The organism is Leptolyngbya sp. GB1-A1 (genome assembly GCF_039962475.1).
GTDB lineage: Bacteria > Cyanobacteriota > Cyanobacteriia > Elainellales > Elainellaceae > Leptolyngbya_A.
The window spans coordinates 86266-112577 of sequence record NZ_JAMPLI010000010.1 but is presented as its reverse complement, the minus strand read 5'-3'; the positions used below and the strand labels follow the sequence as shown (position 1 = coordinate 112577).

The following is a 26312-nucleotide window of genomic DNA, read 5'->3' as shown; positions in this document are numbered from 1 at the left end:
TTTGTCAGTTAGAGATTCAGTTAGAGATACTGCTATTTTCGAGGGGGGCGATCGTCTTGCATCACATTGCCAATGCCTTCGACGATGCCGCGACCGATTAAGCCAATCCCCCGCCCGATCACGTTGGTCAGGACATAGATTAAACCATTGCCGACAAACGCAACCACATTTTGCAGGCGCGGGGCAACGGCATCGCGGGTTTCGAGGGCGAGGGTGACGACAAAGGGAATGCCGCTAAGCTGCACGAGTTCGGGGTTGCGCGGTGCGTAGATTGGCACTTGCTTGATGCTGCGTCCGGTAAAGACAAACAGGCGATACTGGCTTTCAAAGATATCCTTTGGCTCACTGTAGAGCCGCTGAAGCCGATATCGCCAGGATAGATCGTTGCGAAACCGCTCGACTTCGCGGGTGGACAGCAGGCGGCGATCGTAAAAGTTTTGCTTGATTGCTTCCACATTGGCAAAACGATTCAGCAGGGGCTGAATTACGGCATTTGCGACCTGAATCATCAAGTTCTCCAGCAGAATTTCGGTTCGCGCCAGGGATTCGGGGTTGCCTGCCAGGTAGGGTGTACTGTCCACCAGGAGCGGCGTTTGAAACAGCAAATGAGACAGCAGCTCAACCACGCCCGGAACTTTGTTGAGAATGGCAGCCTGCACCGTTTCTTCGTCTTGCAGCAGCACATTGACCAGATCAAACTCGATGCCGTCTACCATCAGCGTGGCATAGCGTCCAAAAAAATCCGAGGTAGTGTTTTGCCACAAATCCCGCAGGAGGGACGATCGCTTCTGATCCAGCAGATCCGGCGATACCTGGGAATAGCGCAGCTCCGACAGCAAATCTTCCAGCTTTCTTAGAATCAGGTAGAACAGTTCGCGCTTTTTGTCTTCTCGCAGAATGTCCGTTTCCAGCGGAACGTCGGTCTGATTGACCAAACTGGTTTGCAGCTTTGAAAAAACCGCATCAAAGACGATCGACTGCACGGTGCGGGAATCCGCAGGGACGATTGCCCCAGCAGCAGCAGGGCTTTGAATCGCAGTGGTTGTCGCTCCAGGCAGCGCGAGAGAACGGCTTGCAGGGTTCGGGACATCCGCAGCGGAGCCAGCTGAGGAAGGGACTCCCTGGGCAGTACTGGGCAGGCGATCCTGCAATTCATCAGCCCCTGGAACAGGCGGCAGCAGGCGATTGAGTACCCAACGGGCAGCTCGTAGCTCACGCGATTGCCCCGCCAGAACTGCCCGATCGATCGCTGATAAATCTAAATCTTGCAGGGAAGCGCTGATTTCAGCGAGGGCACGATCGATTTGACGGTTGCCAGAGCTTCGCCAGCGTTGCAGCAGCCGAGTCACGGCAGAAGAAGGCGCGGTTCGAGGATTGGGTAAGGTTTGGGGCGATTGCTTCGCAGTTCTCCGAAGGGGTAATTGTTGCTCCAGTCTTTGATCAAATAGGCTTTCTGTTGCGTTTGCCGCCTCGACCGTTTCAGAAAAACTGCCTCGCCCGGCTGCTTGCCGAATCGCTGTTACCAAGACAGGCACATCAGCAGTTTTGGCACAGTAGCCGCTTGCCCCTGCCTGTTGCGCTGCCGCTCGGACGATCGGTTCGGAATTGGCACTGAGCAGCAGCACGGGCAAATCGGGATACAGAGCTTTGATTTGCTGACAGAGGGCTAGTCCCTGAATTTGGGTGGGGTCTGTACGTCCCAACCCGACATCGAGCAACACCAAATCAATTCCTGCGGTCAGGTTGGGATTGGCATCGATCGGAGCATCAGCAGGACGCTCGGGCACCGAATCAACCACCACCGCAATATCCGTCACGCTAAAGCGATCGGCAAGCGTAACGCTAAAGCGATCGGCAAGCAGTTGCAGAGCAGTTTCACCGTCTGAAGCCTCGGTCACCAGTTCCAAATCACGAAACGGCGCGAGTGCCAGCCGAAATCCCAGCCGAAACACGGGGTCGGCATCAATCAGCAGCAGCCGCAGCAAACGGCTTGGCAAAGCATCGCGCATGAAGGCACAACGTCACACAAGAATTATGGGACACACCATACCAGAACTGGAGTGCGAGATATAGTCTAGGGGTAAGTAATTCTAATCATGACTAGCCCTAGTTGTTGTAGCGACTGTCGTAGTAGCCGTCAAACGGAGGTTCTTCGGGGGATGGCTCTGCCTGAGGGGTGGGGGCTGGTTCGATCGCCTCTGGCGGGGGTGGCGGGGCGGGCTCGGTTTCAACGACCACTGGCGAGGATTCTGGAGCGGGCACAGTTTCGATCGCCGAGGGCAGTCCTCCGGTTGCCGGATCAGTAGAATTGGGAAATGGTTCCGGCGAGGGACTCCACTGGCTGTCCGGTGCAGGACTATATTCGGAATCGTCGAGCAATGGCTCACTGTAATCGTCAGAAACATCAGGCTGGGGGTTCCAAAGCCGATCGCGTTCTGCCTGCCAGCCTCCGATCGCACTTTGCGCCTCGCCGTACAGGGCACGTCCAGGGTCGATCTGGCTTGCCACGCTGATTGCAGTGGACAGGTCGCCATTTGCTGCCAGCGATCGCGCTCGATCGAGAATGGGACGATCGGCGGCAATTTGCGCTCGAACGATGAGTTCGGTGTTCCAGCGATCGACCAGGGATTGTGCCTCACGATAAAGTACTCGTCCGGGAGCCACCTTCTTCACCACGGTAATTGCGGTGTCGAGGTCGCCATTTTCCGCCAGTAGCCACGCCTGGTCGAGCAGCGGCTGATCTTCGATCCGTTCGATCTGATCCTGCCAGGAGGCAATCAGGGTTTGCGCCTGGAGCCGTAGTGAGCGTCTGGGCTGGACTCGTCGGGCTTGCTCAATTGCATTTTTTAGCGATCGGCTATCTCCCGGTTTTGCCAGTGCCAAGGCGCGCTCGAGAATTGGCTGGTCTTCGATCCGCTCTGATTCTTTCTGCCAGTGAGAAACCAGCGTTTGTGCCAGGAGACGGCGCGGATTTTTGGGGGGAATCTGACTTGCCTGAGCGATCGCCCACTGCAAACTATTGTGCTGTCCCACTTCTGCCGTCATGTAGGCGAATTGAAGCTGAGTCAAATCCTGAAGCTGTGCCTGCCAGTTTTTCTGGAGGCTTTGGGCCTGGGCATAAAACGGACTGCCAGAGGGAATTTGCTTGAGTGCGCCGATCGCTTCCATCAAGCGATAGAGCTGCTCTAGCGACGGCATCCATTTCGAGGTTGCCCCGCCGATCGCAAGCTGATATGCCTGCGCGAATCGGACGAGATCCTGCACTTCTGGCAGTTTGACGGTTGCGGGAACCGAGCGAAGCAGATCGACTGCTGCCTGCGGGTTGCCCTGCTGCCATTTCTGGTTTGCCAGCGTCAGCAGCTTTTGGCTCCACTGTTTCAGCAAAGGACTGGCTTCTTCAGCCGCATAGGTTCCGCCCGAAATTTGGGAAGCGGTGGCGATCGCTACTCCAAGTTGAAGCGAATCGGGATTGGCAGCCAGTCTGCGTGCCTGGGAAAGCGTTTGGCGTGCCTGTTTTTCTGCTCCAAGCTGTTGACTCAGAGCCGTTGAGCCTTTCTCAAGCTGCCAGTAGGTTTGCTCAAAATCAGACAGAGCGAGAATCTGTTCGGCAACAATATCCCATTGCTGCTGCTTGAGCGCGGTTTGGGCTTTGGCATACATCACGGCTGCCTGCTGCGCGTATTTTTGCCAGATCGCCACCGATTTTTGTGCCTCTGCGTAAACAGGCGTCGTTTTCGGAATTTTCTGAACGGCAGCCAGTGCGCCTTTGAGATCATTTTGCTTGACCTTGGCGCGGGCGATTTCGAGAAGCTGCCCAGACCACGTGGCAATTAAATCCTGGGCTTGTCCGTGAAGCGGATGATCAGAAGACCATTGATTCAGCGTCTCGATTCCTGCGACCAAATCTTTTAATTCGCCCGATCGCGCTGCTTCTTGAGCACAGTAAAGCCGCTCCATATCTGTACTCTGGTCAGACATCTGCTTGCATTCAACAGGCGGCGGCAGCATCACCAGCCAGATAAACGCCGAAGTTCCCATGCCGCAAAAGATCGCCAGCACAACCAGCCAGGTCAACGACCATCGCCAGCCCGGAACAGAACCAGCTCTTGCGGTCGAGCCTTCCATCGGTGAGCTGTCCGGCTCTGCAACTCCCTCAGCCGGAGACAAATCTGCCGGAGTATTCTGTCGCGCTGCAAAGAAGCTTCGCAGAACAGGCGGTGTTCTTTTTTTCTCCAAACGATCCCAAAACGGATTTTTCACCATATCGCCTTCATACACCCCTTCAGAGCATCTGTCAGGTTAATTTTTGAACAGCGACACCAACTGAAGAAAACGAATTTGTTTTGAATCAAGCGTGACTCTAACCGTAGCAAAGGTACAGCTATCAAAACCTTTTATTGAATCTGTCTACCGAATAGTAAACCGATCGCCCCTCGATCGCTAACCTATCTTTTGACAGAGGAAGGGCGAAGAGCTGCCTAAAACAAATCATCCGCTTCGTCTGCATCGCTGCTAAACGCATCACCATCTCGCTGCTTCAGCCATTGCCCGATCGCCCCCTGCGCTTCGAGATACAAATCCCGACCCGGCTGGATTTCAGCTGCGGTTGCAATTGCTCCGGTCAAATCCCCTTTCGCTGCAAACGCTTTTGCCCGATTCAGGATTATACGATCGGCTGCCATTTCTGCGCTGCGAATCGCCATCTTCCAGGTTTCGATCGCCTGTTGCACCTGGGGATACAGGGCACGGCTGCTGCCAATCTTCCCAACAAGGGCAATGGCTTCGGTGTATTGTTCCCGCTTTGCCAGAGTTTGCGCCTCGTTCCAAATCGGCTGATCTTCAAGCAGTTGGATCTGCTGCTGCCATTGAGACGTTAGACGCTGAGTTTCGCTCCAGGTTGCCCGATCGGACGGAATTTGTCGCAGGTGAGCGATCGCCTGTTGCAAGTCGGGAATCGTGTTTCGGGCGGCGACCGTCTCTGCTGCATTCAGAATGGGCTGATCTTCGATAATTTGAATTTGCTTTTGCCACTGAGCGATCAAATTTTGCCCCTCGTTCGTCATCGAACTTCGACCAACGATCGGTTTCGTTTGCTCGATCGCCCAATTCAACGTCGATTGCTGCCCTAGCTGTGCTCCCAAGGTTGCCCACTGAAGCTGAACACCGTCTTGAAACTGTTTTTCCCAGGTTTGCTGCCTTGCCTGCGCCTGCGGATAGAGCGGACTCGAAGTAGAAATTTGACTCATTGCCGAGATGCCTTCGATCAGGCTCCAGATCTGCTGCCAGGAGGAATCTTCATTGACCTGAGCTACCTGCTTCTCCGCATGGCTGAACTTGACTAAATCCTGCACTTCGGACGGCAGCGGCACATTCAAGGGAACCTGCTGAACGGCAACGATCGCCCCATTCAGATCGCCCTGCTGCCACTGACGCATTGCCAGATCAAGCAGCGATCGCCCCCATTGTTCAAGATCTGCCTGCGCTGCTTGCCAGGCATAGGTTTGGGGCACAATGTCTTTCACCAGCCCGATCGCCCCTGCTAAATCCGAAATCGATCGGCTTTGCGCCACTTTTCGCGCTTTGTTGAGTGCCTGCCAGCCCTGCTTTTCTGCCTGAATTTGCTGCGCCAAACGATCGGCTTGAGTCACCCGCCAGTAGTCTTGCTGAAGCTCATTCAGCGTCGCAATCCAATCAGATGCCTCTGTCCAATTTTTTGCCTGCATTGCGGCTTGAGCGGCGGCATAAATCTGCTCTCCCTTTTGCCACTGCTGTTCCCAGTGGGCGATCGTTTCCTGCGCTTCGGGATACACCGCGCTCGATGCTGGAATCTGGTTTGCCGTATCAATCGCACCCTTCAAGTCGTTTTGCGCCATTTGATCGCGAGCCGCAATCAGCACCAGTGTTGACCAATCCGAAATCGATCGCTGCACCTCATCGTACAAAGGTTCCTGCTCTGACCAGCCGTTGATTAGTGCCATTGCCGCCAGGAGATCTGGAAGCTGACCCGATCGCGCCTTTTCCTGAGCGCAGTACAGCCGCAGGTTTCCGGGCGAAGTCCGGGCTATGGAACGGCATTCGGGCAAGGGAGGCAGACTTGCCATCCAGGCAAAAGCAACAATGCCCAAGCCACCGAACGCGCCCAGTGCCCAGAGCCAGACGATCGACCACTCCCACGGTTTCGGCTGGGTCTTCAGGAAAGCGGGCATCGGGGGCAGGGGAATCGCAGGCAATTTGACCGCAGGAACGGTGAGTTTTGGTTGGGGCAGTCGTTTGAGCTGGGCTGCTGCTGGGTTGAGTAAGCCTGTTTTGAGATTGAATTTGAGATTGAACTTTGGCTTGGGCTTTGATTTTGATTGCCGCTTCCCGACTTTCCCCACCGTTGACTTTGCGGGTGGCGGCTGAACCGCTTCTGAAGGCTGTAGGGGGTGATTCGGCTCAGGGAGGGGCTGCGCCTGCTGCACTGGAGGCAGTTCGACCGATCGCCTGCCCTGGCCAGACCCATCCAACCGAGGTTTTAGAATGGGGGGCAAATTGAACTGAGACTGGGAAACATTCCTCACACCGACACTCCGCCTGAACGCACCATGAACTGATCGAACTCAATCGACATTTGCGATCGGTCTGGATGATCAGCTTACTCACAGATCACAAAATTGGATCACAGTTCAGGCAGAAATTGTGCAACTTTTTATGATTTTGACCCTACCAGTGCCGCAGTAATCGCATCTACCACTCTAGATACGGACACGATCTCCATTCCAGGGATCGAGATACCGTGGCTCGACGGAATAATCGCCCGCTTAAAGCCCAGCTTTGCCGCTTCCTTCAAACGCGGTTCCATCTGGGAGACAGGACGAATCTGTCCGCCTAATCCGACTTCCCCAATCACCACCGTTTCCGGGTCAACCACTCGATCGCGGAAGCTGGCCGCAATCGCCACTGCTACGCCCAGATCGGCAGCGGGTTCCGCCACGTTCAGCCCCCCCGATGACGCAACGTACGCATCCAGCTTCGACAAGGGAATACCAACGCGCTTTTCCAGCACCGCCAGAATTTGCAGCAAACGGTTGTATTCCAGCCCCGTCGTCGATCGCCTCGGTGAGGTATAGCTTGTCGGGCTGACCAACGCCTGAAGCTCCACCACGAGCGGACGGGTTCCTTCGCAAGCCACGATCGTCGCCGTGCCCGGAGACTGCTCATCCCGGTTGCCCAAAAACAGCTCCGACGGATTGCGGACTTCTTCTAAGCCACGGTCTGCCATTTCAAACACGCCCAGTTCATGGGTCGCGCCAAAGCGGTTTTTTACCGATCGCAAGAGACGATGGCTGGCAAATCGATCGCCTTCAAAGTACAGCACTGTATCCACCAGGTGTTCCAGCACTTTCGGTCCGGCGATCGCGCCTTCTTTCGTGACGTGCCCGACAATGAACAGCGTAATGTGGTCGCGCTTGGCAACCTGCATCAGTGCCGAGGTACACTCCCGCACCTGAGACACCGAGCCCGGAGCGGATGCAATTTCCGTATCGTAGATTGCCTGGATACTGTCGATAATGGCAACCTGAGGACGGAGCGATTCCAGTTCACGCACGATCGATTGCATATCGATCTCGGGCAGCAGGTAAAGGTCGGCATCCTCAGACCGGGGCGAATCATCCACCAGCAGCTTTGGATGAATGGGTTGGGCATCTTCGGCGAGTTCAGCCAGCCCAATTCCCAATCGCTGCGATCGAAGTTTCACCTGCTGCCCAGATTCCTCCGCACAGACGTAGAGGGTTCGATGCCGTTGAGCAAGCTGATTTGCAACTTGTAATAGCAGGGTTGATTTCCCGATGCCAGGGTCGCCACCAATCAAAACCAGCGAACCGGGGACAATGCCACCGCCCAACACGCGATCGAGTTCCCCATAGCCCGAGGAAATACGCGATCGGGGATGGTCATGAATTTGGGCAAAAGTCAGCGAGGCAACGGCTTGAGGAGCATCTGTTTTCGATCGGCTACCATTGCGGGCAGCAACTGCGGTAGCGCGTCGGTTAATCGCGGCAGGCGCGGCAACCACCTGTTCAACTAGGGTGTCCCACTCGCCGCAGTTCGGACATCTGCCAAAATGTTGCAGCGATTCTCCACCGCAGGCATTACAGACATAGAGCTTTTTGGGTTTAGGCATTCTTGGAGAGAAAATAATTTGAGAGTGCTTAAAGAATCTTCAGAAGCGAAATGACTCTTAAGAAAGAGTGAAATGTTAGAACAATGGGAGATGAAGGTCTCTCTGTTGAATTAAGTGAGCTAATATCTTAATGATAAAGTGACAAAAATTTATTGATAAAAACACGCTTCAAGGAGTGTTAAGTCAGTTGGAAAGCCATAAAGAAAAAATCCTGGTGGTCGATGATGAAGCCAGTATCCGCCGCATTCTCGAAACTCGCCTTTCGATGATTGGCTACGATGTCGTCACGGCAGCCGACGGTGAAGAAGCCCTCGAAACATTTCGCAATGCAGACCCCGATCTGGTCGTGCTAGATGTGATGATGCCCAAGCTCGACGGCTATGGCGTTTGTCAGGAGCTTCGCAAAGAGTCTGACGTGCCGATTATTATGTTGACTGCGCTAGGAGACGTTGCCGATCGCATCACAGGCTTAGAGCTTGGCGCAGATGATTATGTCGTAAAACCTTTCTCCCCCAAAGAACTGGAAGCCCGAATTCGATCGGTGCTGCGTCGCGTTGAAAAAACGGGCACGTCCGGCATTCCCAGCTCTGGTGTCATTCAAATCAACAACATTCGCATCGATACCAATAAACGCCAGGTCTACAAAGGCGATGAGCGCATTCGGCTCACGGGTATGGAATTTAGCCTGCTCGAACTGCTGGTGGGGCGATCAGGTGAGCCATTTTCTCGCGCTGAAATCTTGCAGGAAGTCTGGGGTTATACGCCAGAGCGTCACGTCGATACGCGAGTGGTGGATGTGCATATCTCCCGCCTGCGCGCCAAGCTCGAAGATGACCCCAGCAACCCGGAGCTAATTCTGACCGCTCGCGGCACGGGCTATCTGTTTCAGCGGATTGTACCACCCGGAGAAACGGAGTAATCCGCAGTGTGCAGCTCCAATTTTTTGGTAGGATGAGCCTCTTGCCCGTCCGGGTTCGGGCACCGGTAAGATAGTGACTCCAGAAGGTAAACCCAGAAGGCACGCTTATAAAACACAAGAGTTTCGCTCATCCAACAGTACAGAGCATGAAAATTTGAGCTTCTCTCCGTGAGATCTCTGCTAAATCTCTGCGTTAAGGAGTAGATTTCATCTGATAAAATTTGTGAGGTTTCTATCACTTTGATCAATGGGATCGACTCAGGCACGGATCGCAGTGGACGCGATGGGAGGGGATTTTGCCCCAGGCGAAATCGTAGCGGGCGCATTACGAGCACAGGCAGAGCTAGGGGTAGAAGTCCTTTTGGTGGGCGACCCTGAGCAAATCAAAGCTGTGATGAAGCAGCACAACACTTCGCTTCAGCTGGAGATTGTTCCGGCTGAGGGCATCATCGAGATGCATGAGGAGCCGTTGAGCGGTCTGCGACGCAAGCCCAAAGCATCTATCAACGTTGCAATGGATTTGGTAAAGCAGGGACGGGCCGATGCGGTCGTTTCGGCAGGTCATTCGGGGGCGGCAATGGCAGCAGCTCTGCTGCGCCTGGGTCGAATCAGGGGCATCGATCGCCCCGCCATTGGAACTGTCCTACCCACGATGGATGCGAATAAATCGGTGCTGATTCTGGATGTGGGCGCAAACGTAGATTGCCGTCCGAAGTTTCTGGAGCAGTTTGCGGTGATGGGAAATGTCTATTCTCAGTACGTACTGGGTGTAGATGCGCCGAAGGTCGGCTTACTCAACATCGGCGAAGAGTCTTCCAAGGGCAATGAACTGGCCCTCCGCACCTACGAATTATTAGAAAAGAATTCCAGCCTCTCGTTTGTGGGCAATGCTGAAGGGCGCGATGTGCTTTCCGGTCGGTTTGATGTGATTGTCTGCGATGGCTTTGTCGGCAACGTGCTGCTGAAATTTGCCGAGGCGGTTGGAGAAGTGCTGCTGCAAATTCTACGGGAAGAACTGCCGCGCGGCTGGCGGGGGCGTTTGGGCGCGATGCTGCTGAAGCCCAACCTGCGCCGGATCAAGCAAAGAGTTGACCACGCAGAACACGGTGGCGGACTGCTGCTGGGCGTGGATGGCATCTGCATTATCAGTCATGGCAGCTCTCAGGCTCCGTCAGTTTTTAATGCGATCCGGCTGGCAAAAGAAGCGGTGGATCATGATGTCCTCGATCGCATCCGATCGCAGTATCAAAAAATCCAGGCAACTGCCACCAACGAGGAATAATGTCAAACCAATCAGGAATCGGGGTTGCCTTCACCGGAAGCGGCTCGGCTGCACCGGAGGCAGTTCTAGATAACGAGAATATGAGCCGGGTCGTTGAAACCTCGGACGAGTGGATTGCCAGCCGTACCGGAATTCATCAGCGGCATCTGGCAGCCCCGGGGGAATCGCTCAAGCAGTTCGCAGCGCAGGCAGCTCAAAATGCCCTCAACATGGCAGGCATCTCCGCTGCCGATGTGGATCTGATCATCCTGGCAACTTCCACAGCAGACGATCTGTTTGGCAGTGCCAGTCAAATTCAGATGGCGATCGGTGCCCATCGAGCCGCAGCTTTTGACCTGACCGCAGCCTGTTCCGGTTTCGTTTTCGGCATGGTGACTGCTGCCCAGTATATTCGCACTGGAGCTTATCAAACCGTGCTGCTGATCGGGGCAGATGTCTTATCGCGCTGGGTAGACTGGGGCGATCGTCGCACCTGCGTTTTGTTTGGAGACGGGGCAGGCGCAGTCGTGATGCAGGCTTCGAGCGTGGGCGATCGACTCCTGGGATTTGAGCTTCGCAGCGACGGCAGCCTGAGCAATTATCTGACGTTGGCCCATGAGGGACAGCCAAGAGAATTAGTTGATGATGTGGCGATCGGACAGGGTAGTTATCAACCCATTCAAATGAACGGACAGGAAGTCTATCGCTTTGCGGTGCGAAAAGTGCCGGAAGTGATCGAGAAAGCCTTATTTCGGGCAAACCTGGCTGCGGAGCAAATCGACTGGCTGCTGCTACATCAGGCAAACCAGCGCATTCTTGATGCTGTAGCGGATCGGCTCGCGCTGCCTAAAGAAAAGGTAATCAGCAACATGGCGCGATACGGCAATACCTCAGCGGCATCGATACCGCTCGCCCTGGATGAAGCAGTGCGGGCAGAACATGTGAAACCCGGAGACGTAATTGCCTCTGCCGGATTTGGGGCAGGTATGTCCTGGGGCGCAGCTATTTTTCAATGGGGCAAATAGCGACTGTTGTATCACTGCCCTGAAATTTAAGTCGAACCAATCAACCCGATCGATCAATTCACTCAATTCACTAAAAATTTAGATCAAGAACTCGGACAAATTGCAATGAAAACAGCATGGGTGTTTCCGGGACAAGGTTCCCAGGCTAGCGGCATGGGCAGCGATCTGCTCGAAATCGAGTCTGCGAAAGCGCGGTTTGTTCAGGCAGAGAAAATTCTTGGCTGGTCTGTGCCCGAAATTTGCCAGAGCGCAGAAGATAAGCTCTCCAAAACGCTGTACACCCAGCCTTGCCTGTATGTGATTGAGGCAGTTCTCACCGATTTGATGCGCGATCGCGGACTCACCCCAGATGTTGTTGCCGGACATAGCCTGGGTGAATACAGCGCACTCTATGCCGCAGGCGTGTTTGATTTTGAATCGGGACTGCGCTTAGTAAAGCGGCGATCGGAGCTAATGGAACAGGCTTCTGGTGGTCTGATGGCAGCTTTGATCGGGTTCGATCGCGCCCAGCTTGAAGCGCAGCTTGCCCAAACGCCTAGCGTCGTCCTTGCCAACGACAACAGCGATGCCCAGGTCGTCATCTCCGGCACTCCCGAAGCAGTTGAGACAATCATGGCAAACGTGAAGTCTAAGAAAGCAGTGAAGCTGAACGTCAGCGGGGCATTTCATTCGCCGCAGATGAGCGACGCGGCAGCAGAATTTAATCAGGTGTTAGAGACGATCGCCTTTCAATCCGCTCAGGTTCCCGTGCTGTCGAACGTTGACCCCACCCCTGCCACCGATGCTGCGCTGCTGAGGGATCGGCTGATGCGGCAGATGACTGGCTCAGTACGCTGGCGCGAAATTTCCCTGGCGTTTACAAACCTGGAAATTAATCAGGCGATCGAAGTGGGTCCAGGCAAAGTACTGACCGGACTGCTAAAGCGTGCCTGTCCCGGAATGGAACTGGCCAATGTGAGCAGTCTTGCCGAGATCCCAGCTCAAGCCTTTTGAGGAATACAAATCCAGCATTGTTAGGATGGGTTAGGCAAAGCCGTAACGCATCAATCTTGGAAGCTTAAAGCCCCATGCCTTACGCTTTGCTAAAGTATCCTACGCGATAATCAATTTGCCATTTTGAGCAGAATCTATGCGTCAGCGTGAACCCCGAATCAGCCTTGCGCTCTACCACCTATTCAAATGGTCAGTGGTGGCTCCGATGCTGCACGGCTACTTTAGAGGGCGAATTCATGGCGCAGAAAACGTGCCTAAAGCAGGACCGCTGCTGGTGGTTGCGAATCACGCTAGCGATTTCGACCCGCCAATCGTCTCTTGTTGTGTACGTCGTCCGGTATCTTACATGGCAAAGGAAGAGTTGTTCAATGTTCCTGTGCTGAGTCAGGCAATCCGGCTTTATGGGGCGTATCCGGTCAAGCGGGGTTCAGCTGATCGCAGCGCAATTCGAGCCGCTTTGGCACAGTTAGAGCAAGGTTGGGCAGTGGGCGTATTTTTGGAAGGGACACGCACCCCAGATGCCCGGATTCATTCTCCGAAACTGGGAGCCGCAATGCTGGCCGCTAAAACACAGGTTCCGCTGCTGCCCATCAGCCTTTGGGGAACTGAGAAGATTCTTCACAAAGGGGATAAGCGACCTCGGCGTGTGCCCATTACCGTGCGAATTGGGGAGCCAATTTTGCCTCCGGTGTCTAACAAGCGAGAAGAGCTAGAAGCCGTGACGCAGCATTGTGTCGATCGCATTCATGGCCTGCATAACCTGGGACGATAACGGGGTCAAACTGCCGCTTGTTAGAATTGTGAAATGCCGATTATCCCTTTGGATTATGGACTTAAGAGCTGATTTAGAAAAAATGGTGGACGAGGCAGAGTGGGACTGGCTGATTCCCCATGCTCAGCGCGATGCCGTCGTTCTGGTCGATCCGGCTCTGGATTTAGTCGATGTGGGCATTGCGATCGCGAATGATCAGGTGGCGATCGTGCAGGAGTGGATCGTGGCTCAAAAAATTCAAAAACCCTCTCAGCAGCAGCTTTCTGACTGGGGACAGGAGCGATCACGCCGCTTTAATGCGCTGATTGTGCAGCCTTATGTGCTGATTCAAAGTCGATAAGCAAACTTTGCACAAGCCTTGAGAAAATAGCCTTCCTGCCAGAGTCAGAGCGGAATTCTTTGAATTTGTACCGCTTTGCGTCATGCTAGATCGCGTTTGTCCTGCAAATGAGAGGCAGGTCGAAGCACAAAAGACATGAGCAGAGGAGGCGTTTGATATGACGGCAGGAGTTGATCCGGTCAAGGTGATGAAGCAGGAAGTGGGCAGATTAGCCGCTAGCCGGGTGCAGTCAGGGGCGATCGTCGGTTTGGGCACAGGGTCAACCGCAGCCTTTATGATTCAGTTTTTGGGCGATCGGCTCAAATCGGGCGAACTGAAGGACATCAAAGGCATTCCCACATCGTTTCAGGCTTCAGTGCTGGCAAAGCAATACGGCATTCCGCTCACCACGCTGGATGAAGTCGATCGCATCGATATTGCCATTGACGGCGCAGACGAAGTTGATCCCCAGAAAAACCTGATTAAAGGCGGCGGCGCAGCCCACACCCGCGAAAAAATTGTTGACGGGCTAGCAGAACAGTTTATTGTCGTCGTTGATAGCTCTAAACTCGTCGATCGCCTGGGAGCTTTCCCGCTACCGATCGAAGTGCTGCCAATGGCAATGACCCCCGTAATGAAGGCGATCGAGAAGCTGGGCGGTCAACCCGAAATCCGGATGGCGGTTAAAAAAGATGGTCCGGTGATTACTGATCAAGGCAACCTGATCATCGATGTCAAGTTTGGCACGATCGACAATCCGGCTGAACTGGAAAAAACACTCAATAACATTCCGGGTGTGCTGGACAACGGGCTGTTTGTGGGCGTTGCCGATATTGTGCTGGTGGGCGAACTCAAGGATGGGCAGCCCAGTGTGCGGGAGTTTTAGGCAAGGATTGGGGGATGAGGAGACAGGGAGATGAAAGGGTGAGTGGGGAGCAGGTTGGGGAAGGGAAGGGGCAGGCCTGTGAATGGGTGAAACTATCCCTCACTCCCTTGCCCCCTTTACTCAAGCCGGCTTCGAGAGATGATTATGACGGCGGGCAAACTGTTTCATCTTTAGCCCGTATTCGATCGCCTCTAGCACCCGCACCACTCCGGTAGTGTTAATCATTTCAACGGCTTTTCCGGTTCGCTGGGCTGCCTGAGTTGCCTTGTCGGTTAGTTTGTGGCTGGTATAGGCGGTCATGACCAGAACTAGATCTGCTGTGGCGATGTGGCTTTCTGCCTGCTCTGCGATCTGGGGTCCTGCCTGAGCGGTACACCAGATTAAATTCACCTCTGAGTCGCGCAAGCGGTTGCGAATTGCGGTTTCAAGGCGATCGTGTCCGCCAAAAATTACCACCTTGCCTTCCAGGGAACTGTAAGGATTGGGGCGTTTTTCAAAAGTGCGATGGCGAACGCGAAGCTGAACATCCGGGGCACGTTCGACTCTTGCCCGGTTTTCTAGAGCCTTGTTGTAGATGAAGCCGAGCGTCTGTTCATAGCTGCCTCTGAGCCGGGCAACCGGACCTTCTTCGCTGCGGTGGTTAATCTGGGCAATCAGCGCACCCACGACGTCCTCCAGTGCCCCGATCGCTTTCAAATCATGCAGATAGGCACGCACGGCGATCGACGCCTCCGTGGCGCTATAGAAATCCTCCTGTTCAGCAATCATCTCTAGCAGGTCGGCTTTGAGTCCCTGTCGCCAGCGATTTGTCTGCTCGGCGAGCCGTTCATCAAGCAATCTTTCTTCGTGGAGAATAAGCTGGCGATCGACGGTTTGAGCTGCCAGCAGCGGGGCGTTTTCGATTTTTTCTCTTAAATCTGCAGCTTTTTCCTCCAGTTTGAGCCGCGTCATGCTTTCACCAAATGCCTCTAGGGTAAGCTGAGCCAGCATTTGTTCAACCTGCGCTAGCAGCGGCTCCAGCCGTTCCTTGATTCGGGCGGTTTCCTGATCAATCTGTGCCTGACGCTGCTGCTGTAGGCGGCTTTCTTCTAGCTCTATTTGCGCCATCGACAGTAAATCCTGGACAGCATTTTCAAGTTCATCTAAATCTGAGGGGTCCATATCAAAAGAAATAATGCGATCGTTAAGAGACAGTCTGGCTTTTCCTGTAGAAAATGCTCAAGAATTGCCGACTGCATAAAGTTTCGTTAGTTTTATTATTGCCAGTTTTAGGGCGGAGCGGCTTGCCTTCGCCATGATACCTTCCTGACGAGTCGTGGGCGAAACCTTGATGGAATACCGAAGATTTGGACGAACCAACCTGTTGATGCCTGTGTTCTCCTGCGGTGGAATGCGCTATCAGTACAAGTGGCAGGACGTTTCACCGGGCGATATCCCGGTAGATAACCAGGCAAATTTAGAGGCAACAATTCGGCGGGCACTCGAAGTTGGCATTACTCATATTGAAACCGCGCGAGGCTACGGCACATCCGAAATGCAGCTTGGACGCATTTTGCCCAAACTCCCTCGCGACCAAATCATCGTACAAACAAAAGTTGCCCCGACTGATAGCCCCAAGGAATTCGAGGACACTTTTCACCGATCGCTGGCTTACCTGAAGCTCGATCACGTCGATCTACTGGGGCTGCACGGCATCAACAACGCAGAGCTACTGCATCAATCGATTCGCCCCGGCGGCTGCCTGGAGGTGGCGCAGAAGCTTCAGCAACAGGGTAAGGTGCGCTTCATTGGCTTTTCGACCCATGCCCCGCTCGATGTGATCATCCGGGCGATCGACACCGACCAATTCGATTACGTCAATCTGCACTGGTATTACATTAATCAGACCAACTGGGCAGCGATCGAGGCAGCAACCCGGCATGAGATGGGCGTGTTTATCATCAGCCCCTCCAATAAGGGTGGAATGCTCTATCAGCCCTCGCAAAAGCTGATCGACCTTTGTGCGCCCCTGAGCCCGATCGTCTTTAACAATCTGTTTTGCCTCAGTCAGCCGCAGGTGCATACCCTAAGCGTCGGAGCCGCCCGTCCACAGGATTTTGACGAACATCTGAAAACGCTGGCTTTGCTGGAGCGCGCTGGGGAACTGCTGCCGCCCATTTTGAATCGATTAGAGCAGGCGGCGATCGAGGCACTTGGTGAATCCTGGTATCGAACCTGGCATGTTGGCTTACCGCAGCCCGAAGAAACCCCATACCATATCAACATTCCTATAATTCTCTGGCTGTTTAATCTGGTTCAAGCATACGATATGCACGACTTTGCCAAAATGCGGTACAACCTGCTGGGAAACGGCGGACACTGGTTCTTCGGCAGAAAAGCCGATTGCGCCAGCGAAGTTGACTTCACGCAATGCCTGCGAAATAGCCCCCATGCCAGCGAGATTCCTCAGATTCTGCGGTCTGCCGATCGGCTACTGGGGGGTGAAAGCGTGCGTCGCCTTTCGCAGCAGTCGTCTTAAACACGTTTTCAAGTTCTAGAGCGTGCCATTCGGAAAAAGGAGCCGAGGGATGAGCAAAAAGGTAAAATTGGGAATTCTCTTTCGCAGCATCCCTTTGCAGTATTGACGAACGGTTGATTCAAGGCTGCGGCAGTTTTGTTGTCCTTCCAATCTTTTTTCTCTGAGTTTGCTACATTCCGTTCAGGAATTCATGCTTGAGTAACGTCAGCGATAAAAGTCTGGCTGGCAATGAGGAAGCACCGCTTTCACAAAACGACTGTCCGCTATATAAATGTTTCAAGTCACTATCGTCTGGAGGTTCAATGAAAGTCGAAAAGCGCGGATTAACAGTCTGGTTCACCGGGTTGAGTGGAGCAGGTAAAACCACCATTTGCCAGGCAGTTGAAAAAGAATTGCGGGCACAAGGCTACAAGCTAGAGGTGCTGGATGGCGATGTCGTCCGTGAAAATTTGACAAAAGGGTTGGGCTTCAGTAAAGCCGATCGGGATGAGAACATTCGCCGGATTGGCTTTGTGGCGAATCTGCTGACCCGGAATGGGGTCATTGTTTTGGTCTCCGCGATTTCGCCTTACCGTGAAATTCGGAATGAAGTGCGAGAGAAAATTGGTGACTTTATGGAAGTCTACGTCAGCACGCCGATCGAAGTGTGCGAACAGCGTGACGTAAAAGGACTCTATAAGCGGGCAAGAGCAGGCGAAATCAAGAATTTTACCGGAATCGATGATCCTTACGAGCCGCCGCTCAATCCAGAAGTTAACTGCCAGACGCACCTGGAAATGGTGGAAGAGAGCGTTAACAAAGTAATGGCTCAGATCAAGTCCTACCTTCATCCTGAAGCACCGATCAGAATGGAGCCTAATTCGGCACAGCGCAGCGTCGCGTAGGGTCTGAGCTGAGGCGCGTTTTATTCGATGCTACAAGCAGGTGCGGAAGCGGGGTGAAAGTTCAGGGTAAGCGAGGGCACATCCCGTTTCCGTCCTTGCAGCGACTTATGCCACGGTTGCCGGGCTCCAGCCAGCGATCGTTCCATTGGCTGAATCAACGCCGCAGACTGCCTTTGATCTAGCAGGAGTTCGCGTCTTGGCAGTGGATGATGAAGTGCCGACGCTTCAGTTTGTCCGGTTTGTGCTGGAGCATGAAGGGGCGATCGTTAAGACGGTCACTTCTGCCGAGGCAGCTTTGCAGGCACTTGCCGCAGACGAATCAGAAAGCCAATTTGATCTGCTGATTAGCAACATCAGAATGCAGGAAATGGACGGCTATCGGCTAATGCAGGAGATTCGCAGCCGTTCGGAACTTCAGAACCATGCCCTTCCCGGAATTGTCCTGACTGCCTACACCTCTGCTAACAAACGGCAGGAAGCCCTTGCCGCCGGATACCAGTGCCACCTGGCAAAGCCTTTTGATCCTGAGGCTCTGATTCAGGCGATTGGGCAGGTTTTGAGCAGGCAGGAATCGGCTTAGGAACAGGCGCGAATTTGCTCGATCGCTTCCTGGAGCCAGTCCAGATAGGTTTGCTCTTTACGGCGGAGCAGTTCCAGCACGAGCTGATGAATCACCTTTTCGCGGCGGGCAGGCAGCTGGAGTGAGGGCATTTCCTGAGCAAGAGGAACATCGCGCTGCACGGCTTCACACTTTGCCAGCCGCATTTGATGGGCAGTTTGCTCTTGTTCGAGTAGGGCAACGATTGCTTCATTCGATAGGTCTGAGGCGAGGTAAAGCTGCATGAGCAACGGTTCCCGCACGATCGGCAAGGATTGGTGAGTCTGAAGCCACTGATTCAGTTCGGCTTTGCCTGCCTGGGTGATTTGGTAAACCTTGCGATTGGGGCGATCGTGCTGAATCTCGACGGTGCAGTCTACCCAGCCCTGGGCCTCCAGTTTTTCGAGTGTGCGGTAAATCTGCGACTGGTCTGCCTGCCAGACATGAGCGATGCAGTCGTCAAAACAGCCTGTTTTCAGGTCGTAGCCCGTCCTTTGCTGCTGCTGAAGCAGACCGAGAATGATGTGCGCGATAGACATTGATTCTTGTTAGGACGGCGACCCACCACAGGCAACGGATGAGCAGGCGGCAGTTAGTGAGCAGGGTCTGGGGTGAGAACGCCATTCAGGAAAATATCTGCCATCCCTTCTGCCATTTCGATAAATGCCTGCGGCGATGCGCCATCGGGAATAATCGAATCCTGGCTAAATCCGGCGATCGTAAACATTCCTAGAAACACCTGAGCCACAACACGCGGATTCATACGGCGATAAATTCCCTGATCCATGGCGGTTTGAAAGAAGGCTTCTGCCACGTCAGTCATTTTGACAATCACATCGGTTTGAATCTGCTGGCGCAAATCGGGGTGAAATTGCGCTTCTAGAAAGCAGACTCGCAGCAGGTCAGCGTTTTTGTGCAGGTTGAGCATTCGCTTTTTCATCACTTGAGCGATCGCTTTATAGCTGCCCATTTCGCTCAGCTCCGTCAGCAGATCGGTGAGCAGTTCCACCCAGCCTTGCGTTGCGACTTCGATCAGAATCGCCTTCTTACTTTCGAAGTGACGAAAAATTGTGCCTTCTGCCACGCCCGCAGCTTGCGCCAGATCTCGCGTCGTCGTCCCGTCATAGCCCCGCCGAGCAAACAGCTTTTTGGCTGCCTCCAGGATTCGGGTTTGCGTTTCCACTTCAGGCGGAACAGAGGGACGTGAGAAGCGCATAGTCGATCGGCATCCGGTTATGAGAAGGGATATGGCGATACTAGCGAGATTTGCGATCGAAGGGATTAATCAATCCGTAAAACTTTACAGAAGGTTAGGAAGGGGGGAGTTTGTTAAGTGAAGGAAAACAATAAAGGTTAGGGCAAATGTTGAAGGCGATCGTGATTAGCCGTTCGTGGTGATTGGCAACTGGTAATGGATCATGATTCATCAGGGTCACGAATGACCAATGACGAATAACAATTACTAAAGTACTCCCCCTGCCCTGGTTCTCCCACAATCCTTCCCTGAGTCTGCTCTCGAAACGGCTGCTCTTTCCATTGATGGATTCTCTGCTTTGGCGATCGAGGTAGGCTGAGTGCCTGTTCTGCTTTGCCTTCGCAGTTTTTTTCAGGAACTATGCAACTCGAACCGATTGTTTCCTTTGCTCTGCTGCTGGCAGTCATTCTCATTGTGCCGATCGCATTTGAGCGGATTCGGCTACCCGGACTGCTCGGACTGCTCATTGCGGGCGTGATTTTAGGTCCAAATGCGCTGCGGCTGCTCAGCAATGAGTCGGAAACAATGCACTTGCTGTCGGATATCGGCTTGGTGTACCTGCTGTTTGTTGCCGGGTTAGAAATTGACCTGGAACAGTTTCGTGCAACCAAGCATCGATCGGCGGGGTTTGGGTTTTTGACGTTTCTGTTTCCCCTGCTTACGGGAATTGCGGTCGGGCGAGTGTTTGGCTTTGGCTGGAATTCCTCGGTGCTGATTGGATCGCTGCTGGCATCTCATACGCTGCTGGCGTATCCGATCGTGAGTCGCCTGGGTTTAGTGAACAATGAAGCCGTGACGGTGACGATCGGCGCAACCATTTTTACGGACATTGGTGCGCTGCTGGTGCTGGCGATTTGTGTAGGCATCAATAAAGGAGATTTCAGCGTTTTTAGTCTGGCGAGCTTGCTGCTATCGCTGCTGATCTATTCTGCGGTTATTCTGTTTGGCTTTAACTGGTTGGGCAAGGAGTTTTTTCGGCGATCGGGCGATGCAGAGGGCAATCAGTTTTTGTTTGTGCTGCTGGTGGTGTTCATTGCGTCGATCAGTGCAGAACTCATTGGCATTGAAAAAATTGTCGGTGCGTTTTTAGCCGGGCTGGCAGTCAACACTGCGGTGGGAGAAGGTTCAGTCAAGGAAAAGATCCTGTTTGTGGGAAGTGTGCTGTTTATTCCCATCTTTTTTGTCAATACGGGGCTGATTATTAACATTCCCGGTTTTATCCGCAGCCTGGGCAATATCGAACTGACGCTGGCGATCGTCCTGGGCTTGATCGGCAGTAAGTTTTTGGCAGCACTCGGTACTAAGTTTCTCTTTGGCTACGGCTGGCGAGAAATGATTACCATGTGGTCGCTGTCGCTTCCTCAAGTTGCGGCTACTCTGGCAGCAGCGTTTGTAGGCTTTCGGGCAAACATTATCAGCGAAGATGTGCTAAATACCGTCATTGTCATGTTTGTGGTGACGGCAACGCTGGGACCGATTATTACTGCCCGTGCAGCCAGTGGCTTAACCCCCAGCACTAACCTACCCGAAGCTTTGGCGATCGACTCTTTCAGCGACGCCCCAGAAGCGCATCGCCCATTAACGATCGTTGTGCCGATTTACAACCCCCAAACGCAGCGTAACTTGCTGGAAATGGCGGCTCTTTTCGCACGGCATGAGGCAGGCAGAATTGTGCCTTTGTCGATCGCGTCAGGTCATGTCCATATGGATTCGCCCCAAGTTGACTCTGACATTCAGCAAGGCGAAGCATTTTTGCGGCAGGCAACCGAAACTTGTCAAAGCCTGGGTGCAAACGCAACGCCCGTTTTAAGAATTGACGATGACACCGCTCAGGGCATTAGCCGTGCCAGCCGAGAACAAAACGCCAATCTGATCGCGATGGGCTGGGGCAGAACGCAGGGCATCCGCGCCCGACTATTTGGTAACGTGATCGATCGCGTTTTATGGGCATCTCACTGTCCGGTGGCGATTATGCGCCTGCTCGATTCGCCCTCGAATTTCCGGCGAATTCTGGTTCCGATCGACAATCCTACTCGTGAGTCCATCCAGCTTCTGCTGTTTGCTGACATTCTGGAAGATGCCAACAATGCAAGCATTACCTTGCTGCATGTTTGCGATCGCTACAGTCCACCAGAGCGCGAAGCCTGGATCGAATCTCAGCTCAGGATGCTCGTTGCTAAATATGTGCCCTTTGTCTATCCCAATATTCAGATTGTGCGATCGGGCGATATTGCGGGGGCGATCATCGAAGCTTCACGCGCTCACGATCTGGTGGTGATGCGAAATTCACGACGACGCGATCGGGCGGCAGGCGAACTGATTCTGAGCGATATTACCAATCGCGCCCTGCGACACATCCCCTGCTCTGTTGTGATGATTGGCGAACCCCATGGCCACAAAGGACTGATGATGATGCGGCGGGCGCGACCGGTTCAAGAAGTAGGCGGGTCAATCACCTGAGGCAACCAGTCGAGGCAATTAACGAGGCAACTAATCGAGGCAATCCAGCCTAAAAGTTTCAATAAAAAACCCAGCAGCCCCCTGCTGGGTCAATTCCATGAACGTCACTTATCTTTCCTTAAGATACGGGGGTCGATCGACGTTCTACCTCGTTAGAGTGGATCACCCAGGCGGGTGATCTTGCAATTGCAGTTATTCCACGCCTTCGATCCGGTCTTCCACTTCTTGATACAGCTCCCGCAGCAGATCCAGGTTTTCCTCGGAGGTTTCCCAGTAGCCGCGCCCGTTCACTTCCAGCAGGGTTGTGACGACCTTGCGGAACGAGTGGGGGTTGAGGTTCATCAGGCGATTCCGCATCTCCTCGTCTTTGATGAACGTGGTGTTGGTGTCTTCATAGATCCAGTTGTCTACTGCCCCTGCGGTCGCAGACCAGCCCATTGTGTTCACCAATCGCTTCGAGAGTTCGCGGACTCCTTCGTAGCCGTGGGACAGCATTCCCTCATACCACTTGGGATTCAAGAGTTTGGTACGAGCATCGAGACGAACGGTTTCCGAGAGAGTACGCACCTGGGCATTTGCCGTCGTCGTGTCTGCGATGTAGGCAGTAGGCTTTTTGCCGTCCTTCCGCAGCGTTTCCACCAGCTTTGTCGGGTCAGAGTCGAAGTAGTGGGATACGTCCGTCAGCGAAATCTCCGAGGAGTCGAGATTCTGGAACGTCACGTCTACCGTCTTCAGGGCAGAGGTGAACAAATCCTGGTTTTGATCCATCATGCCCGGATTGTCCGAGTTGAAGGCAAAGGATTTGCGCGACAGGTACATATTTTGTAGCTCTGCCTCGTTTTCCCAGGTGCTGTTTTCCACCGCCAGGTTGATGTTCGACGAATAGGAGCCAGAAGCATTCGAGAAGACGCGGCTGGCTGCCTGACGCAGGTTGATGCCCATGTCTTCTGCTTGCTTGATCGCGTGTTTGCGAACAAAGTTCATTTCCACAGGCTCATCGGCTTCCGCTGCCATTTTGATGGCGCGATCGAGCAGATTCATCTGGTTAATAAACAGATCGCGGAACACACCAGAGCAGTTCACCACCACATCGATCCGGGGGCGACCCAGTTCTTCTAAGGGAATCATTTCCAGCTTGTTCACGCGGCCCAGCGCATCGGGGACCGGACGCACGCCGACGAGCATCATTACCTGCGCTAGGGATTCGCCGTAGGTCTTGATGTTGTCTGTCCCCCAGAGGACGAAGGAAATCGTTTCCGGGTACGCACCGCCGTTTTCAGCCTTTTGGCGATCGAGCAGTCTTTCAACCACAATTTGCGCGCCCTGAACGGCTGCGGTCGTCGGGATGGATTGGGGATCCAGCGCGTGGATGTTCTTACCTGTGGGCAGCACATCCGGGTTCCGAATCGGGTCGCCGCCAGGACCAGGCAGAATGTATTCGCCTTCCAGACCTTTGAGCAGTGCGCCCAGCTCGTTATCCGCAATCACCTGCTTCAGACAAAACTCCAGATACTCGAACAGGGGCTTGATATCGTCGGCATTGACCTTCGGATAGCCCGATTGGGTCAGCGATTCAATCCAGGGTTCCTTGCGTCCGATGTTGAAGAAATTGAGCTTGGTGACTTTGGAGACGCGCCCTTCGGCATCGGTTTGTTCTTTCACCATGGCTGCGACTGCCGATCGCACCGCCTGATTGATGTTGAACAGCAGCTCCACATCCACCAGCACACCCCGATCGGAGTTTCGGTAAATCTCGTCCATCTCGCGTCCGATGCTTTCGGCAATAATGCGCTGAAGGCTCTTGATGCTTTCTTCGGGGCGATCGAGTCCGGCGATATTCACCAGAGTTGCGACGGCTTCTTCGGCAGACGGCGGTTTACCCACCACATGCAGACCACAGGGCAGCAGGCGCGACTCGATTTCCATCAGTTTGATGTAGACCTTGCCGATTAGCGAATCGCGATCGTCCAGACTCAGTTCAGAAGCGTCATTTTCAGGCAGAGTGATGTCCTTATCGAGGTTGACCTGGCGGCACTTCTCGATAATCGCATTCACGATCGGAATCGCCCGTCCGCTCTCCTTCGAGGTTTGATAAGACGCGATCAGTTCGCTCAGTTCCTTCAACCCTTTGTAGAGTCCGGCGTTTTCGGCAGGCGGGGTGAGGTAGCTGATCGTTTCGGCATAGCCTCGACGCTTGGCGATCGTCGCTTCGGACGGGTTATTTGCTGCGTAGTAGTAGAGGTTGGGAATTGTGCCAATCAGCGAATCGGGATAGCACTCATTCGACATCCCCATTTGCTTACCAGGCATAAACTCCAGCGAACCGTGGGTTCCAAAGTGCAGCACGGCATCTGCCTGCCAAACCCGCTCCAGGTAAGTGTAGTATGCCGCGAAACCGTGGTGAGGACTTGCCGATCGCGAGAACAAAAGCCGCATCGGGTCGCCTTCGTAGCCAAAGGTGGGCTGAATGCCAATAAAGACGTTGCCGAAGTGCTTACCAAATACCAGCAGATTTTCGCCGTCGGTATTCAGATGTCCGGGAGGCGCACCCCAGTTTTCTTCAAGTCGCTGTGAGTAGGGGGTTAATGCCTCGTATTCAGGAACCGACATCCGGTAGGCGATATTCAGCTCTGGGCTGGTGTACTGCGCCTGAGCATCGTGGATCACTTCCTGCATCAGAGCTTCTGCTGACTCGGGCACGTCCTGCACGTCGTAGCCGTTGTCGCGCAGAGCTTTTAGCACTTCGTAAATGGAGCCGAACACATCCAGGTAAGCCGCTGTACCCACGTTGCCCTTATCCGGCGGGAAGCTGAACACCGTGATCGCTACTTTCTTGTGCAGCTTCGGCTTACGGCGCAGGTTTGCCCACTTCATTGCCCGCTGCGTGATTGCCTCGATCCGGTCTTGCAGCGCGATCGCCTTGCCTGTTGCGCCATCTCGCCCAGAGAGAATGATCGGTTCGATCGCCCCATCCAATTCGGGGATCGCAATCTGCAACGCCACCTGAATCGGGTGCAGACCCAGATCGCTGTCCTGCCATTCTTCGGTCGTCTGGAACACCAGCGGCAACGCCACCATATAGGGACGGTTCAATCGCTTGAGGGAGTCGATCGCCTTCGGGTGATCCTGACGAGCGGGACCGCCCACCAGCGCAAATCCGGTGAGGGAAATCACCACGTCTACCAAGGCCTGGTCTTTCTTGATCGGGTCATAGAAGTAGGCATCGACGGGCTTCGAGAAATCCAGACCGCCTGCAAAGACGGGCACGACTTTTGCACCCATGCATTCCAATTCCTGCACCATTGCCACATAGTGCGCGTCATCACCTGTCACCAGGTGAGTTCGCTGAAGCACCAGACCGACGCAGGGAGCCAGGGGATCTTTCACATCTTCGGGGACATCCTGACGGGTGCTGTACCAGTTCAGGTACTCCTTCAGGTCTTCGTACATCTGGGGCGCGAGGGGATGCCAGATGCCCATGTCGGGATAGGTGACGGGATCCCGATAGACGATCGCCTTCCCAGACGGATTGCCAGAGGGTTTGACGTACTTATCCGCCAGCATCAGCAAAAAGTTTTCCAGGTTCTCAGAGGAGCCGCCCAGCCAGTACTGGAAGCTGAGCATAAAGTTCCGGGCATCCTGCGCCTTGTCCATCGGCAGGTATTTCAGCACCTTCGGCAGCGTATTGAGGAGCTTTAGCATTGCGTCCTGGAAGCTGCTGCCCGACTGCTCTTTGCGCTTCCGCATGAACTGGGCGATCGCACTCTTCGACTGACCCAACTGCGCCATTGAGAAAGTCCCCATCTTGTTCAGGCGCATCACCTGCGGCATTGAGGGAAAGACCACTGCCACATCTAAGCGATCGCGGTGGGGTTCGACCGCAGCAACAACTTTTTCTGCCAGTTCTTCAATAAAGATCAGCGAGGCGATAAAGACATTGGCTTCTGAAACATCCTTCTGAAGGGCTTCGTAGTTTTCAGGGCTGCGAAGTTCTTCTAACAAATAGCCGCTAATTTCGATCGCCAGATTAGGATTGTTCGCGTTGATCGATCGGACAGCCGCCGAGAGGGCACTCTGGTACTGCGGCTCTAGCACGACATAGACCACTTTGATCAGCGATCGCCCATTGAGGTTGTCGGGCGCGATATGCCTGATCGCGGGCTTGACGTGGGTGAACATGCGGTTAGGCTCCTTGGATTCTAGGCTGAGGCACGGGCTGTCGGGGTCGGGCTGCAACTGCGGAACGCAATAAACGCCT

At 54.0% G+C, this 26312-nt stretch carries 19 protein-coding genes; 11 read left to right on the top strand and 8 right to left on the bottom strand.

The annotated features are described in order from the left end of the window. Nucleotides 1–32: 32 nt before the first annotated feature. The 4 genes from NDI45_RS12760 to radA form a co-directional block, all read right to left on the bottom strand. The gene (locus NDI45_RS12760; RefSeq protein ID WP_348247549.1) at nucleotides 33–2009 is read right to left on the bottom strand and encodes a DUF3685 domain-containing protein; all 1977 of its coding nucleotides are present in this window, start codon (nucleotides 2007–2009) and stop codon (nucleotides 33–35) included. A 97-nt stretch (nucleotides 2010–2106) separates the two neighbouring features. Further along, nucleotides 2107–4263, bottom strand: a complete 2157-nt coding sequence (locus tag NDI45_RS12755) for a hypothetical protein (RefSeq protein ID WP_348247548.1) — start codon at nucleotides 4261–4263, stop codon at nucleotides 2107–2109. 215 nt (nucleotides 4264–4478) lie between these two features. Further along, nucleotides 4479–6560, bottom strand: a complete 2082-nt coding sequence (locus NDI45_RS12750; protein WP_190791024.1) for a hypothetical protein — start codon at nucleotides 6558–6560, stop codon at nucleotides 4479–4481. Nucleotides 6561–6688: 128 nt separating this feature from the next. Continuing rightward, nucleotides 6689–8164: a DNA repair protein RadA gene (gene radA / locus NDI45_RS12745; RefSeq protein WP_190791023.1), complete on the bottom strand. Its 1476-nt coding sequence runs from the start codon at nucleotides 8162–8164 to the stop codon at nucleotides 6689–6691. Nucleotides 8165–8351: 187 nt separating this feature from the next. Here radA and rpaB point away from each other — a divergent pair, with 187 nt between their 5' ends. The 7 genes from rpaB to rpiA all read left to right on the top strand — a co-directional run bounded on the left by rpaB (nucleotide 8352) and on the right by rpiA (nucleotide 14339). Beyond that, nucleotides 8352–9083 (top strand): response regulator transcription factor RpaB, encoded by a 732-nt coding sequence (gene rpaB / locus NDI45_RS12740; RefSeq protein WP_199296439.1) that lies wholly within the window; start codon nucleotides 8352–8354, stop codon nucleotides 9081–9083. Between the two features lie 247 nt (nucleotides 9084–9330). Then, nucleotides 9331–10365 carry a phosphate acyltransferase PlsX gene (gene plsX / locus NDI45_RS12735; RefSeq protein WP_190791021.1) on the top strand — a complete coding sequence of 345 codons (1035 nt, stop codon included), beginning with the start codon at nucleotides 9331–9333 and terminating at the stop codon, nucleotides 10363–10365. Beyond that, entirely contained in the window at nucleotides 10365–11369 is a 1005-nt protein-coding gene (locus NDI45_RS12730) for a beta-ketoacyl-ACP synthase 3 (protein ID WP_348247547.1), read from the top strand. Before plsX ends, NDI45_RS12730 begins: the two co-directional genes overlap by 1 nt. 105 nt (nucleotides 11370–11474) lie before the next feature. Beyond that, on the top strand, nucleotides 11475–12362 hold the full coding sequence (gene fabD / locus NDI45_RS12725; RefSeq protein ID WP_348247546.1) for an ACP S-malonyltransferase: 888 nt from the start codon (nucleotides 11475–11477) through the stop codon (nucleotides 12360–12362). Between the two features lie 136 nt (nucleotides 12363–12498). Then, complete coding sequence (locus tag NDI45_RS12720) at nucleotides 12499–13134, top strand: lysophospholipid acyltransferase family protein (protein WP_348247545.1); 636 nt, start codon at nucleotides 12499–12501, stop codon at nucleotides 13132–13134. 52 nt (nucleotides 13135–13186) lie between these two features. Then, nucleotides 13187–13474 carry a DUF2288 family protein gene (locus NDI45_RS12715; RefSeq protein ID WP_190791032.1) on the top strand — a complete coding sequence of 96 codons (288 nt, stop codon included), beginning with the start codon at nucleotides 13187–13189 and terminating at the stop codon, nucleotides 13472–13474. Between the two features lie 157 nt (nucleotides 13475–13631). After that, a complete protein-coding gene (gene rpiA, locus NDI45_RS12710; protein WP_348247544.1) occupies nucleotides 13632–14339 on the top strand; it encodes a ribose-5-phosphate isomerase RpiA in 708 nt (235 codons plus the stop codon). 120 nt (nucleotides 14340–14459) lie between these two features. Here the strand turns inward: rpiA and NDI45_RS12705 are convergent, their stop codons facing one another. Next, nucleotides 14460–15500 (bottom strand): DUF2325 domain-containing protein, encoded by a 1041-nt coding sequence (locus NDI45_RS12705; protein ID WP_348247543.1) that lies wholly within the window; start codon nucleotides 15498–15500, stop codon nucleotides 14460–14462. A gap of 169 nt (nucleotides 15501–15669) precedes the next feature. On the opposite strand from NDI45_RS12705, the gene NDI45_RS12700 reads away from it, so the two are divergent. From NDI45_RS12700 to NDI45_RS12690, 3 genes are all read left to right on the top strand, one after another. Beyond that, on the top strand, nucleotides 15670–16857 hold the full coding sequence (locus NDI45_RS12700) for an aldo/keto reductase (protein ID WP_348247542.1): 1188 nt from the start codon (nucleotides 15670–15672) through the stop codon (nucleotides 16855–16857). A 302-nt stretch (nucleotides 16858–17159) separates the two neighbouring features. After that, on the top strand, nucleotides 17160–17741 hold the full coding sequence (cysC, locus tag NDI45_RS12695; protein WP_190791016.1) for an adenylyl-sulfate kinase: 582 nt from the start codon (nucleotides 17160–17162) through the stop codon (nucleotides 17739–17741). A 145-nt stretch (nucleotides 17742–17886) separates the two neighbouring features. After that, on the top strand, nucleotides 17887–18321 hold the full coding sequence (locus NDI45_RS12690; RefSeq protein ID WP_348247541.1) for a response regulator: 435 nt from the start codon (nucleotides 17887–17889) through the stop codon (nucleotides 18319–18321). Here the strand turns inward: NDI45_RS12690 and NDI45_RS12685 are convergent. Both NDI45_RS12685 and NDI45_RS12680 read right to left on the bottom strand, forming a co-directional pair. Beyond that, nucleotides 18318–18878 carry a PadR family transcriptional regulator gene (locus NDI45_RS12685; RefSeq protein ID WP_348247540.1) on the bottom strand — a complete coding sequence of 187 codons (561 nt, stop codon included), beginning with the start codon at nucleotides 18876–18878 and terminating at the stop codon, nucleotides 18318–18320. The two genes, NDI45_RS12690 and NDI45_RS12685, sit on opposite strands and share 4 nt — an antisense overlap. Before the next feature lie 53 nt (nucleotides 18879–18931). Continuing rightward, a complete protein-coding gene (locus tag NDI45_RS12680) occupies nucleotides 18932–19555 on the bottom strand; it encodes a helix-turn-helix domain-containing protein (protein ID WP_348247539.1) in 624 nt (207 codons plus the stop codon). Nucleotides 19556–19954: 399 nt separating this feature from the next. Here NDI45_RS12680 and NDI45_RS12675 point away from each other — a divergent pair, with 399 nt between their 5' ends. After that, entirely contained in the window at nucleotides 19955–22054 is a 2100-nt protein-coding gene (locus NDI45_RS12675; protein WP_348247538.1) for a cation:proton antiporter, read from the top strand. 192 nt (nucleotides 22055–22246) lie between these two features. On the opposite strand, the gene NDI45_RS12670 is transcribed toward NDI45_RS12675, so the two are convergent. Then, nucleotides 22247–26233, bottom strand: a complete 3987-nt coding sequence (locus tag NDI45_RS12670) for a magnesium chelatase subunit H (protein WP_348247537.1) — start codon at nucleotides 26231–26233, stop codon at nucleotides 22247–22249. Between the last annotated feature and the right edge of the window lie 79 nt (nucleotides 26234–26312).

Coding starts and splice junctions, on each gene's coding strand:
- NDI45_RS12760 (WP_348247549.1), bottom strand. CDS start 2,009: ATGCGCGATGCTTTGCCAAGCCGTTTGCTGCGGCTGCTGCTGATTGAT.
- NDI45_RS12755 (WP_348247548.1), bottom strand. CDS start 4,263: ATGGTGAAAAATCCGTTTTGGGATCGTTTGGAGAAAAAAAGAACACCG.
- radA (WP_190791023.1), bottom strand. CDS start 8,164: ATGCCTAAACCCAAAAAGCTCTATGTCTGTAATGCCTGCGGTGGAGAA.
- plsX (WP_190791021.1), top strand. CDS start 9,331: ATGGGATCGACTCAGGCACGGATCGCAGTGGACGCGATGGGAGGGGAT.
- NDI45_RS12730 (WP_348247547.1), top strand. CDS start 10,365: ATGTCAAACCAATCAGGAATCGGGGTTGCCTTCACCGGAAGCGGCTCG.
- fabD (WP_348247546.1), top strand. CDS start 11,475: ATGAAAACAGCATGGGTGTTTCCGGGACAAGGTTCCCAGGCTAGCGGC.
- NDI45_RS12720 (WP_348247545.1), top strand. CDS start 12,499: ATGCGTCAGCGTGAACCCCGAATCAGCCTTGCGCTCTACCACCTATTC.
- rpiA (WP_348247544.1), top strand. CDS start 13,632: ATGACGGCAGGAGTTGATCCGGTCAAGGTGATGAAGCAGGAAGTGGGC.
- NDI45_RS12705 (WP_348247543.1), bottom strand. CDS start 15,500: ATGGACCCCTCAGATTTAGATGAACTTGAAAATGCTGTCCAGGATTTA.
- NDI45_RS12700 (WP_348247542.1), top strand. CDS start 15,670: ATGGAATACCGAAGATTTGGACGAACCAACCTGTTGATGCCTGTGTTC.
- cysC (WP_190791016.1), top strand. CDS start 17,160: ATGAAAGTCGAAAAGCGCGGATTAACAGTCTGGTTCACCGGGTTGAGT.
- NDI45_RS12685 (WP_348247540.1), bottom strand. CDS start 18,878: ATGTCTATCGCGCACATCATTCTCGGTCTGCTTCAGCAGCAGCAAAGG.
- NDI45_RS12680 (WP_348247539.1), bottom strand. CDS start 19,555: ATGCGCTTCTCACGTCCCTCTGTTCCGCCTGAAGTGGAAACGCAAACC.
- NDI45_RS12675 (WP_348247538.1), top strand. CDS start 19,955: ATGCAACTCGAACCGATTGTTTCCTTTGCTCTGCTGCTGGCAGTCATT.
- NDI45_RS12670 (WP_348247537.1), bottom strand. CDS start 26,233: ATGTTCACCCACGTCAAGCCCGCGATCAGGCATATCGCGCCCGACAAC.